Origin of the sequence: Pseudomonas petroselini (assembly GCF_045037875.1) — a bacterium.
Taxonomy (GTDB): Bacteria; Pseudomonadota; Gammaproteobacteria; order Pseudomonadales; family Pseudomonadaceae; genus Aquipseudomonas; species Aquipseudomonas petroselini.
On the sequence record NZ_CP173614.1, the window covers coordinates 5,347,415 to 5,359,517 of the forward strand.

The following is a 12,103-nucleotide window of genomic DNA, read 5'->3' on the forward strand; positions in this document are numbered from 1 at the left end:
CGCACTCGTCAGCACTTTAAATCATTAAACAGAAAGCATTTATCGCGTTTAAATATAAAAAACTCGCTTGGATGCTTTTTATGAACGTACGCACTGCCGCCGCCTTCAGCCTCACTTTCCTTCTGGCCAGCCCGGCCGTGTTCGCCGGGCAAACCCTGGACCGCATCACCCAATCCAAGCAGTTGGTCGGTGTGCTGATGGAGAACTACCCGCCCTTCTCTTTCCTCAACGAGCAAAACCAGCTGGATGGTTTTGACGTGGACGTGACCAAGGCCGTGGCCGACAAACTCGGCGTGAAATTGAAACTGGAAACCCCCTCCTGGGAAGTCATCGCCGCCGGGCGCTGGAATGGCCGCTATGACGTGTGCATCTGCTCCATGACCCCCAGCGCCGCCCGTGGCCAAGTCTTCAACTTCCCTTTCGAGTACTACGCCTCGCCCGCCGTGGTGGTGGTGAATGCCGACGACAACGCGATCAAATCGGCGGCCGACCTCAGCGGTAAAAAAGTCGGCGTGGTCAGCGCTTCCACCTACGAAGCCTACCTGGCCAAGGACTTGGTGATCGAAGGCGCGAGCAAGCCCATCGACTACCCGTTCAAGGCCGTACAGGCCGTGCCCTATGACAACGAAACCATCGCCTTCCAGGACCTCGCCCTTGGCACCGGCAAGCGCCTGGATGCGATGGTCACCAACCTGGTCACCGCCAAGGAACGTATCGACCACGACCCACGCTTCAAGATCACCGGCGATGCGCTGTACGCCGAGCCCAACGTGGTGGCTACCGAAAAAGGCGACCCGGCATGGGACGCCAAGCTGGCCCAAGTCCTGGCCGAGCTGAAAAGCGACGGCACGCTGGCGAAGATCTCGCAGAAATGGATCGGCTCAGACATCACCCAATGAGTGTTTTCCCAACCCCACCCGCCGTGGTGAAGCCGCCGCCGGTGAAACGCACGCTGTTGTCGTTCCGAGTACGCCTGTGGCTGACCTGGGGCGTGATGCTGTGCCTGTTCGCCGGGATGTTCCTGAGCTTCGACCTGAAGTTCGCCATCGTCGCCGACAAATGGCAGAACCTGGTGGGGCTGCACCTGTCGCCCCAGGGGTTTCTGCAAGGCGCGGCGCTGACGCTGTTTTTATGCTTCTGCTCGATCTGGCTGTCGCTGGCGCTGGGCTTCGCCACCGCCCTGGCGCGGTTGTCGAACAGCGCGGTGGCGTTCGGCATCGCCAGCTTCTACGCCTCGTTCTTTCGCGGCACGCCGCTGCTGATCCAGATCCTGCTGATCTACCTCGGCCTGCCCCAGCTGGGGGTGGTACCAGGCGCGATCAGCGCCGGGATCATTGCGTTGTCGTTGAACTACGGGGCGTACCTGAGCGAGATCTTTCGCGCCGGCATCCTCGGCGTGTCCCAAGGCCAACGTAACGCCGCATCCGCACTGGGCATGGGCCGGGCGGTGACGTTCTGGCAGATCGTACTGCCCCAGGCCATGCGCACCATTATTCCGCCGACCACCAGCCAGTTCATCTCGATGCTCAAGGACTCCTCGCTGGTCTCGGTGATGGGCGTGTGGGAGGTGATGTTCCTGGCGCAATCCTATGGCCGCTCGTCGTACCGCTACATCGAAATGCTCACCACCGCCGCCGTGATTTACTGGCTGCTGTCCATCGGCCTGGAACTGATCCAGGCCCGGCTGGAGCGGCACTACGGCAAGGCCTATCTCCACGGGCGATAGTCAGTCGCCCCATTTTTTTTATTGGCAGGAAGCACCATGTCCGATCCTACACCGCTGTTATTCGGCCTCTACGAACAAGCCAGTGTCGGCTGCGGCGGCGCGCCCAGCCTGTGGACCCACCCGGCCGATGAAAGGCTGGGCATCAACACCCTCAAGTACTGGTCGAACCTGGCCCGCACGGCGGATGAAGCCCACCTGGACCTGATGTTTTTCGGCGATGTGCTGGGCTTTTACGATGTGTTCGGGGGCAACGAGGCTGCGGCCTTGAAATGGGCGGTAGAGGCCCCCGCCAATGACCCGCTGACGATCATTCCAGCCTTGGTGGCCCTCACCGAAAAACTCGCCTTCGGCGTCACCGTCACCACCACCTACGAGCACCCGTTTACCCATGCCCGACGTTTCAGCACCCTGGATCACCTCTCGGACGGGCGCATCGGCTGGAACATCGTCACCTCCTACCTCTCCAGCGCCGCGCGTAACTTCGGCCTGGAACAGATGATCAAGCACGACGACCGCTACGAACGCGCCGAGGAGTTTCTCGACGTGGTCTACAAACTGTGGGAAGGCAGCTGGGCCGATGACGCAGTGCTCGCCGACAAGCTGGCGCACACCTATGCCGACGGCTCACGGGTACGGCCGATCCAGCATGCCGGGGAACATTACCGGGTGGCCGGCCCGCACCTCACCTCGCCGTCGCCGCAGCGTACGCCTTTGCTGATCCAGGCGGGCTGGTCGGCGCGGGGTCGGCAGTTCGCGGCCAAGCATGCGGAGTTGGTGTTTATCGCCAAGTCCAACCCACTGGAAATTCGCCAGGGCCTTGAAGACATCTGGTGCCAGGCCGAAGCCCGTGGCCGCCAGGCCGCCGATGTGAAATCACTCACCGTGCTGCGCATCGTCACCGCCCCCACCGCCATCGAAGCGCAGAAAAAATACGACAGCCTGCAAAGCAACTATCACCTGCAAGCACAACTGGTGAGCTACGCCGGCGACACCGGCATCGACATCAGCCGCTACGCCGACAACGAAGCACTGTCGACCCACACCGAAGGCATGACCTCCTACGTGATGAAACCCGATGGCAGCAGCAAGCCCCTGACCGCCGGCGAAGTACGCCAGCGCTTTGCCAACGTCACCCGAGGCAGCGACCTGATCCTGGTCGGCACCCCGGAACACATCGCGGACAAGATCGAAGAACACGCGCGCATTTCCGGCACCAGCGGCTACATGCTCAACCCACTGATCAGCCCCGGCTCCCTGAATGACTTTGTCGAACTGATCATCCCCGCCCTGCAAAAGCGCGGCCTGTACCGCACCACCGCGCAAAGCGGCACACTGCGCTCGCGCCTGAGCGCCGACGGCAGCGATCGCCTGCCACGCTCGGCTCATGGCGCCTCGTTCAGGTTTGCCTAGCGTTTGCTTTGCTTTTGATCTTGAATCCGTGGGCAACCCAGCGACCCACGGATTCAAGCCGGAGTGAGGGCACACCGAGCCTAGGCGAGATGTCCCCGTTACAACCGAAGCAAGGTCGCCTGATCGGCAGGCAACCTCAATGCCGCAGTAACTTGCGCAACGGCACACCATCCTTGAGCACCGGCGACTTGATCACGATGTAACTGAAATACTTGGAAATCCCGATATTCTTATCCAACAGACTTTCAACCACCTCTTGATAGTGCTGAATGCTGCGGGTCATAAAACGCACCAGATAATCGTAGCCACCGCTGATCAGGTGGCATTCCAACACTTCATCCACCAAACGGATATTGGATTCAAACTTGGCGAAATCTTCGCGCTTGTGGTCGCTGAGGGTAATCTCGGTAAATACCGTGACCGAATCGGTGATCTTGGCGAGGTTCAAATGCGCCTTGTAGCTGGAAATATACCCGGCCGACTCCAACCGCTTGACCCGTTGCAGGCACGGGCTGGCAGACAGGCCCACGGCGTCGGCGAGGCTGACATTGGTCATCCGGCCGTCCTTCTGCAATTCAACCAGAATGCTGATGTCGATCCGGTCCAGCTTTACGAGCCCTTCCATTGCGTACCTCTTGACTGCCATTTTTAAGACAATCTTCTAGCAAAATCAGCGCCGTAAAGACAGCTGATGCTGCGCCACCAGATCCGCCATGCTGTTGATGCAGTAGTGCGCCGCACAGGGCAAAGGCTGCCGCGCCCGGTGGCGGCCGATCAAACAGCGGTCCAGCGCCGCGTGTGCAGCGACCGACGGTCGCGTGACATGCAGCACCGGTTGCAGCTGCGCGCCTTGATCCGTGAGCCATTGCGGGTCTTCGGCCAGGGAAATGAAATCTTCCGGTGCAATCCCCAATCGCTCGCACAACCCCCCACGATCCTCGGCGTCGCGGTCGCCGCGCACCAGCAGGCGATAAAACTTGCGCAGGTACAGCATCGCCCCCGGCGCATCCTCGAACAACGACCAATTGCCCGCCGAACGGGCGAAGCTCATGCCCTCCTCCCAACTGGCGTGCAGACCCCAGGCCTCCGCGAGTTGGCGATGGGCGAAACACAACACACCACTGAAGCCTAGCTCAGCGAAGCGCGGGTAGAGTTTGGCCACCACCGCATTGAACTCGGCCAGCACCTGCTCCCTGGACGGCTGCCCGCCCCGACTGTCGAGCAACGGCTGCAGCGCCGCCCACACCCCGGAATCGCGATCCACCAGCACTTCATCGCAATCGATCAGCAACGCTCGATAATCTGTCAGCCCCATGGTGGGTCAAGCCTCCTTTGATGCGTTTCGCCCCGAGCGGGCACAGCCTCAGTTCAAGACCCGTGCCAACGCGGCGTCGAGAATCTGCAGCGCTTCGTCAACCTGGGCCTCGGTGGTCACCAGCGGTGCGAGGAAGCGCAGCACGTTGCGGTGCACGCCGCACTTGATGACCAGCAAACCACCGGCACGGGCCTCATCGATGACCCGTTGATTGAGGTCGGCATCCGGGGTACGCGCCGCGTCATCCTTGATCAATTCGATGGCCAGCATGAAGCCGGTGCCGCGCACGTCGCCGATGTTCGGGTAGCGCGCCTGCAAGCCGAGCAAGCCGTGGCGCAGGCGCTCGCCCAGCACTTGGCTGCGGGCCAACAAGTGTTCGTCTTCGAATGCCGTGATCACCGCCAATGCTGCCGCGCAGGCCAGCGCGTTGCCGCCGTAGGTGCCACCCAGCCCGCCGGGCAGGGGTGCGTCCATGATCTGCGCCTTGCCGACCACACCGGACAACGGCAGGCCACCGGCCAGGCTCTTGGCCACGGTGACCAAATCGGGCTGGATGCCCGCGTGCTGGAAACCGAACCAGGTGCCGGTGCGACCGAAGCCGGTCTGGATCTCGTCAAGAATCAGCACGATGCCGTGCTTGTCTGCCAACGCACGCAGCGCCTGCAGGAACGCCGGCGGCGCGGTCAGGAAACCACCGTCGCCCTGCACCGGCTCGATGATGATTGCCGCCACACGCTCCGGCGCCACCTGGGTGGCCAGCAACTCTTCAAGAGCCTTGAGCGCGACCTCACTGGTCACCCCGCGATACGCGTTCGGATAGGGGGTATGAAACACTTCCGGCGCAAACGGCCCGAAGTTCTGTTTGTAGGGTTGGCTCATGCCGGTGAGCGTGGTGCCGAGCAACGTGCGGCCGTGGAAGCCACCACGAAAGGCAATCACCGCCGAACGATTGGTGTGGGCGCGGGCGATCTTCACCGCATTTTCCACCGCCTCGGCGCCGGAGGTGAAGAACGCCGCTTTATAGGCCTCCTGACCGCCGATCATTTCGCACAGACGCTGGGCCAGGTCGAGATAAGGCTGGTACGCCACCACCTGGAAACAGGCGTGGGACACCTTCTGCAATTGGGCCTGCACGGCGGCGACCACCTTGGGGTGGTTGTGACCGATGTTAAGCACGCCGATACCGCCGACAAAATCCAGGTAACGCTTGCCATCCACGTCCCACAACTCGGCGCCCTGGGCACGGTCGATCACCAGCGGGTGCGCGGTAACCAGCCCACGGGGCACGAACTGCTCGCGCTGACGGAGCAAATGAGGGGTTTCGTCGACTTTGCTATTCATGGCATTTCCCATCGTGAGTCCGGCAACCTGGAGGTGGTTGCGATGCTGTCCAGATTACGGTGTGCCCACAACGAACTCAGCCGAACTTGGCCCGTGAGAAATTCGGATCGACTGTTTTGGCCCTGCCTTTCAACAGATCCTGCGCCAGGCTTTGGGCGATGATAATCGCTACCTTCATCCAGCAGGAAACACCCATGGCCTTGCTCTACAAAGCTGACCCGGTGCGCGGCCGACACTGGCAGGCACTCTTCGCCGAACACGCACCGGACATCGAATGGCGCGCCTGGCCAGACATCGGCAACCCCGAAGACGTCGAGTACCTCGCCGCCTGGCAGGCGCCGGAAGATCTGGCGCACGTGCTGCCCAACCTGAAAGTGTTGTTCGCGTTGTCGGCCGGGGTCGATCAGCTCGACCTTTCCCGTTTGCCACCGGAACTGCCCGTGGTGCGCCTGCTGGACCCTGGCATCACCCGTGGCATGTGCGAATACGCCAGTTGGGCGGTGCTCAGCCTGCACCGGGACATGTTGCGCTACCGCCAGCAGCAGGTTGCACGGTGCTGGCAGGCACATCTGTTACAGCCGGCTGCGCATCGACGCGTGGGGGTGATGGGGTTGGGTGCCCAGGCTCAGCAGATTTTGGCGACGTTGGCGCCGTTGGGGTTTGCGTTGTCGGGCTGGGCGCGCAGTGCGCACCGGGTGCCGGGGGTGGCGTGTTATGCGGGGGAAGCGCAACTGCCGGCGTTTCTCAGCCAGTGCGATATTGTGCTGTGTGTGCTGCCGTTGACGGAACAGACCCAAGGGATTCTGGATCGGCGGCTGTTTGCGCAACTGCCTCGGGGAGCGGCGCTGATCAATATGGGGCGCGGGGGGCATTTGGTGGAAGAGGATTTGTTGGAGGCGCTGGGGAGTGGGCAGTTGAGTGGCGCGGTGTTGGATGTGCTGCGGGAGGAGCCGGCGGCGGCGGATCATCCGTTTTGGGGGCATCCGCAGGTGTTGTTGACGCCGCATATTGCGGCGATGACGCAGCCGGAGAGTGCGTTTGGGGTGTTGTTGGAGAATATTCGGCGGTTTGAGCGGGGGGAGGAGATGGTGGGTGAGGTGGATCGGGGGCGGGGGTATTGATTGGGGGATGTCCGTTGTTTGGGTACATATCCGTTATTTAGGTTACGGCAACCTATGGTTCCGCTCTTACAGCGGGTCACTTTTGGAAAAGAGCCCCAAAAGTAACCAAAAGGGCTCTTGCCCCAACACTCGGCACCTCGCTTAGGCTCGGTGTGCCCGTAATCCGACAGGGATTTGGGGGGCCGCCGCAACGCGCCATCCATGGCGCGGGGCGGCTAAACCGGCATCCCTGCCGGTTTACCCCCCAAATCCCTGTCGAATTCCGGCCAGCGTGTTTAACGGGGCGCCTAAGATCAAGATCAAAAGCAAGAGCACAGCGGCGGCGTTTTTCAAGGTAGTTGTCGTGTCTCCCGTCTTGCTAGGCGACCTTCACGACAACTGTCAGCTCCCTTTCGGGGTTGAGGTGCACCGTCCCGATAGGGTCCCAGTTGCGTGTCTCGCCTGACCACCTTTCAGGCCTTTTTTCTCTCGCTTGCCCATAGATTGCCGCCCTCCGGGCCAGGATTTCCCGGTCTTTTCCCTCGTGGCGCTGGGCGGGTGTCACGAAGCGGATTCGGCTATGACGATGCTCGGTGTTGTACCAGGCCATAAAATTCCTGACCCAGATACGCGCGTCATCCAGGCTGCCAAATCCATCCTGCGGCCACTGCGGGCAGTACTTCAGCGTTCTAAACAGCGACTCCGAGTAAGGATTATCGTTGCTTACCCGGGGTCTTCCTCTCGATGGCGTGATACCCAGGTCGTACATCTTGGTCAGTAACGTCACCGATTTCATAGGTGCGCCATTGTCCGAATGAAGCACCAGCGGCTGACGCCAGCACTTCTCTCTAGTGACACTTCGTTGCAATAGGACAGCGGCTTTTTCACCGTTTTCTGCTTCGTAAACTTCCCAGCCCACAGCCTTTCGGCTGTAGATATCCTCGATCAAATACAGGTAGTAAAACTTCCCTCGAACCGGCGACGGCAGGTACGTGATATCCCAAGACCACACCTGATTGGCGGCTGTCGCCGCGTAGGTGGTGGGTGCTTCATGGCGATGCGGGCGTTTGGCGCGGGAACGATGATGCTGCTGATCTGCCGCATGCAGCACTCGGTAAAAGGTTGCCTCCGATGCCATGTAACGTCCTTCGTCAGCTAGTCGTGGCACGATCTGGCTCGGTGGCAGATGTGCGTAGGCCTTGCTGTTGCACAAGGCCAGGATGGCTTGGCGCTCAACATCACTCAGAGCATTATTCGGCACTGGCCTCACCGTCGTGGTGCGCCCATCTGCCAACAACGCTTCGGGCAGGATCCAGCGTTGTAGCGTGCGTAGCGAAATACCGACTTCTAGACACGCAGGCGCCCTGCGGGCGCCCGCCGTGATGGCTTCGGTGAGCCAGTCGACGAGAAGATGCCGTTCTGGCAACAAGGTCAATTGTCCTCGTCGTCGTTCCCCCAGTAGGCATTGAGCTTTTTTCGCAGCACCAGCAATGCGACTGTTTCAGCCAGCGCTGCATCCTTTCGGCGCAGCTCACGCTCCAGCTCCCGAATCCGGTTCTTATCCTCCTTGGTCTCACCAGCGATTCCTTTTTTCAGCGCTGAGTGATTAGTGCTGTTGGCAATGAAAGCTTTGCGCCAGCCGTCAATTTGCGCAGGGAAAATACCGTTGCGACGGCAATACTCACTCAGCTCCAGCTCCGACAAAGCTGATGATTCGATGACTGCCATGAGCTTGGATTCGGCAGACCAACTTTCAGGCGACTGCTTGTTTTCGGACAACTGAGAACCTCTGGCAGCAGCTTGCTTACGCCAATAATGAAGAGACATGTCGCTACAACCTTCACGGCGCGCGACCTCCGACGCTGAAAGGCTCAGCGGCGGAAGCATCATTTTCAACAGTGCAGCTTTGCGTTCTTCTGAATAGAAAGGCATGACCTTACTCTTGCCGCCCCCGGAATACTTTTAAAAAGCGGAGGACACGACAACTACCCTGACACCGGGGGGCGGCCTGACAGCCGGCTTGAGTGGTGTAGAGCAAAGGCAAACGCGGCGGCCTTAAAGCCGACCGGAGTTGCGTCTGTTGATCGCGGTCCAAATGTGGGAGGGGGCTTGCCCCCGATTGCAGTGTGACAGCCACAGCTGCATCAGCTGACACACCGCGATCGGGAGCAAGCCAGCTCTTACACGTATCTGCTTTTGATCCAACCACTCAGGTCGGCTTTCAGGCCGCCGTGCTCTTGCTTTTGATCTTGATCTTAGGCGCCCCGTCAAACACGCTGGCCGAACGCAGGCTTTGGAGCGTGGGTAACCCGGCAGGACGCCGGGTTAGCCGCGCTGGGCCAAGGATGGCCCATCGCGGCGGCCCACGCTCCAAAGCCGGAGTGAGGGCACACCGAGCCTAGGCGAGGTGCCGAGTGTTGGGGCGAAGCGTTTTTGGTTACTTTTGGCGCTCTTCCAAAAGTGACCCGCTGTAAGAGCGGAACCATAAGCCGCCGTTACCTAAATAACGGATATGTACTCAACTCAACTCAAATCAAACCCACTCAAACCAACAGCCCCCCCACAACCGCATCCCCCACTTCCTGAGTCGACCTCGTCCCCCCCAAATCCGGCGTAACCACCCCCTGCGCAATCACCCCCTCGATAGCCCGCAAAATCCCATCATGCGCCGCCCGATACCGCCCATCCCCATTCCCCAAAAAGTCCAACATCAACGCCCCCGACCAAATCATCGCAATCGGGTTCGCAATATTCTGCCCATAAATATCCGGCGCCGACCCATGCACCGGCTCAAACAACGACGGAAACCGGCGCTCGGGATCCAGGTTCGCCGACGGCGCAATCCCAATGGTCCCCGCACACGCCGGCCCCAGGTCGGACAAAATGTCGCCAAACAGATTCGACGCCACCACCACGTCAAACCGGTCCGGCTGCAGCACAAACCGCGCGCACAGGATGTCGATGTGCTGCTTGTCCCACGCCACCTCCGGATAATTCGCAGCCATCAGCGCAGTACGCTCGTCCCAGTAAGGCATGCTGATGGAGATCCCATTCGACTTGGTCGCCGCCGTCAGCTTTTTACGCGGGCGGGTCTGCGCCAGGTCAAAGGCGAACTTGAGGATGCGGTCAACCCCACGCCGGGTGAACACCGACTCCTGCAGCACAAACTCATGCGCGGTGCCTTCGAACATCTTGCCGCCTACCGACGAGTACTCACCCTCGGTGTTTTCGCGGATCACCACAAAGTCGATGTCCCCCGGCTCGCGCCCGGCCAGCGGGCACGGTACGCCGGGGAACAAGCGCACCGGGCGGATGTTCACGTATTGGTCGAAGTCGCGGCGGAACTTGAGCAGCGAGCCCCACAGGGAAATATGGTCCGGGACTTTGTCTGGCCAGCCCACCGCGCCAAAGTAAATCGCGTCGAAGCCTTTGAGCTGTTCGAACCAGTCTTCGGGCATCATCTGCCCGTGTTCCAGGTAATAATCACAGTGGGCCCAGTCGAGCACTTCGATGCTCAGGTTCAGGTCCCAGATGTTGGCCGCCTGTTCCAGTACCCGTAGCCCTTCGGGCAATACTTCCTTGCCAATGCCATCGCCGGCAATCGCGGCGATTCTGAATGCCTTGCTCATCGATTCCGCCTCGCTCATTGTCAGTTCAAGCCGCCGATATGGAAGGCTTTGACTTCAAGGTACTCGTCCAGGCCGTACTTGCTGCCCTCGCGGCCCAGCCCGGATTGTTTGATGCCGCCAAACGGCGCGACTTCCATGGAGATGATCCCGGTGTTGAGCCCGACCATGCCGAATTCCAGCGCTTCGCCGAAGCGCCACGAGCGCTGCAGGTCCTGGGTGAAATAGTAGGCGCCCAGGCCGTACGGCGTGGCATTCGCCAGGGCGAGCGCCTCGGCCTCGTCGGTAAAGCGCATCAGCGGCGCCACCGGGCCGAAGGTTTCTTCATTGGCCAGCAACATCCCGGCGTGGGTGTCGCCGAGCACCGTGGGTTGCACGAACTGGCTGTCGCCACTTGGGATCGCGCCGCACAGCAGCTGGGCGCCTTGGCTCAGGGCGTCGTCGATATGCCGCGCGACTTTGTTCACCGCCGCCGGGTTGATCAGCGGGCCGATGGTCACGCCGTCTTCCAAGCCGTTGCCGACCTTGAGCTTGCCCACCTCTTCCACCAGGCGCGCGGCGAAACGTGCGTAGATGCCGTCTTGCACCAGGATGCGGTTGGCGCACACGCAGGTTTGCCCGGCGTTGCGAAATTTACTCAGCATCACCCCAGCGATTGCCTGCTCAAGGTCGGCGTCGTCGAACACGATAAACGGCGCGTTGCCGCCCAATTCCAGGCTCAGGCGCTTGATGTGTTCGGCACTCTGGCGCATCAGCAGGCGGCCGACGGCGGTCGAGCCGGTGAAGGAAATCTTGCGCACCGCCGGGTTGCCCGTCAGCTCTTCGCCGATGCCCGCAGGCAAGCCGGTGATGACATTGAACACGCCCGCAGGAATGCCGACGCGCTCGGCCAGCACCGCCAGGGCCAGCGCTGACAGCGGCGTCAGGTCCGACGGTTTGACGATGATCGGGCACCCGGCGGCGAGCGCCGGCGCGCATTTGCGCGTGATCATCGCATTGGGGAAATTCCACGGGGTGATGGCGGCGCACACGCCCACGGGTTGCTTGAGGGTCAGCAGGCGCCTGTCGCCGCTGGGGGCCGGCATGGTTTCACCGTAGACCCGCCGCGCTTCCTCGGCGAACCATTTGACGAAACCGGCGCCGTAGCGCACTTCGCCACGGGCTTCGTTAAGCGGCTTGCCCTGCTCGCAGGTCATGATCAGCGCCAGGTCGTCGAGGTTGTCGATCATCGCCTGGTACCAGCGTTCCAGCAGCGACGCGCGTTCAGCCGCCGGGCGGGCGCGCCAGGCGGGCCAGGCACGCTCGGCGGCTTCGATGGCGCGGCGGGTGTCCACCGCGTCCATCGCCGGGACCTGGGCCAGCACGTGGCCGGTGGCAGGGTCGCGGATGTCCAGGGTGGCCGCGCTGTCGGCAGCGATCCATTGGCCATCTACGTAGGCGAGTTCAGCCAGCAGGCTGGGGTCTTGCAAGCGATTCTTGAGCATGGTCGAGTCCTGATCCGAGACACGCTCCAGTCTAGGGAGGTGCCACGGACGAGGATGCCGAAAGCGCGGTTAAAGCAGCGTGCCGTGCTGTAATTGGGCGC

The 12,103-nt window shown here is 61.4% G+C and carries 10 protein-coding genes; 4 read left to right on the forward strand and 6 right to left on the reverse strand.

Going from position 1 to position 12,103, the window contains the following annotated elements; translation table 11 throughout:
- Nucleotides 1-80: 80 nt before the first annotated feature.
- Genes ACI512_RS24510 through ACI512_RS24520 form a run of 3 tightly spaced genes read left to right on the forward strand, consistent with a single transcriptional unit; the run spans nucleotide 81 to nucleotide 3,136 of the window.
- Complete coding sequence (locus ACI512_RS24510) at nucleotides 81-899, forward strand: transporter substrate-binding domain-containing protein (RefSeq protein ID WP_236380229.1); 819 nt, start codon at nucleotides 81-83, stop codon at nucleotides 897-899.
- Nucleotides 896-1,726 carry an amino acid ABC transporter permease gene (locus ACI512_RS24515; protein WP_015884825.1) on the forward strand — a complete coding sequence of 277 codons (831 nt, stop codon included), beginning with the start codon at nucleotides 896-898 and terminating at the stop codon, nucleotides 1,724-1,726. The genes ACI512_RS24510 and ACI512_RS24515 overlap by 4 nt, the downstream gene beginning before the upstream one ends.
- A gap of 36 nt (nucleotides 1,727-1,762) precedes the next feature.
- The gene (locus ACI512_RS24520) at nucleotides 1,763-3,136 is read left to right on the forward strand and encodes an LLM class flavin-dependent oxidoreductase (protein ID WP_236380227.1); all 1,374 of its coding nucleotides are present in this window, start codon (nucleotides 1,763-1,765) and stop codon (nucleotides 3,134-3,136) included.
- Between the two features lie 136 nt (nucleotides 3,137-3,272).
- Here ACI512_RS24520 and ACI512_RS24525 read toward each other — a convergent pair whose 3' ends face one another.
- The 3 genes from ACI512_RS24525 to gabT are packed head-to-tail and all read right to left on the reverse strand — an operon-like array spanning nucleotide 3,273 to nucleotide 5,792.
- Nucleotides 3,273-3,761, reverse strand: coding sequence for an Lrp/AsnC family transcriptional regulator (locus tag ACI512_RS24525; RefSeq protein WP_003174918.1), 489 nt, complete (start codon nucleotides 3,759-3,761; stop codon nucleotides 3,273-3,275).
- Between the two features lie 45 nt (nucleotides 3,762-3,806).
- Nucleotides 3,807-4,451 (reverse strand): tautomerase family protein, encoded by a 645-nt coding sequence (locus ACI512_RS24530; protein WP_236380226.1) that lies wholly within the window; start codon nucleotides 4,449-4,451, stop codon nucleotides 3,807-3,809.
- Nucleotides 4,452-4,499: 48 nt separating this feature from the next.
- Nucleotides 4,500-5,792 (reverse strand): 4-aminobutyrate--2-oxoglutarate transaminase, encoded by a 1,293-nt coding sequence (gene gabT, locus ACI512_RS24535; protein ID WP_236380225.1) that lies wholly within the window; start codon nucleotides 5,790-5,792, stop codon nucleotides 4,500-4,502.
- A gap of 194 nt (nucleotides 5,793-5,986) precedes the next feature.
- On the opposite strand from gabT, the gene ACI512_RS24540 reads away from it, so the two are divergent.
- On the forward strand, nucleotides 5,987-6,913 hold the full coding sequence (locus ACI512_RS24540) for a glyoxylate/hydroxypyruvate reductase A (RefSeq protein ID WP_093541290.1): 927 nt from the start codon (nucleotides 5,987-5,989) through the stop codon (nucleotides 6,911-6,913).
- Between the two features lie 358 nt (nucleotides 6,914-7,271).
- Here ACI512_RS24540 and ACI512_RS24545 read toward each other — a convergent pair.
- The 3 genes from ACI512_RS24545 to ACI512_RS24555 form a co-directional block, all read right to left on the reverse strand.
- Nucleotides 7,272-8,824 (reverse strand): IS3 family transposase gene (locus tag ACI512_RS24545; protein ID WP_183143922.1). Its coding sequence is split into 2 segments (ribosomal slippage): nucleotides 7,272-8,362 and nucleotides 8,362-8,824, totalling 1,554 coding nucleotides; the frame shifts between segments, so codons are not numbered across the junction.
- A gap of 611 nt (nucleotides 8,825-9,435) precedes the next feature.
- The gene (locus ACI512_RS24550) at nucleotides 9,436-10,521 is read right to left on the reverse strand and encodes a tartrate dehydrogenase (RefSeq protein ID WP_046036808.1); all 1,086 of its coding nucleotides are present in this window, start codon (nucleotides 10,519-10,521) and stop codon (nucleotides 9,436-9,438) included.
- Nucleotides 10,522-10,541: 20 nt separating this feature from the next.
- Complete coding sequence (locus tag ACI512_RS24555) at nucleotides 10,542-12,002, reverse strand: NAD-dependent succinate-semialdehyde dehydrogenase (protein ID WP_405121396.1); 1,461 nt, start codon at nucleotides 12,000-12,002, stop codon at nucleotides 10,542-10,544.
- Nucleotides 12,003-12,103: the final 101 nt, after the last annotated feature.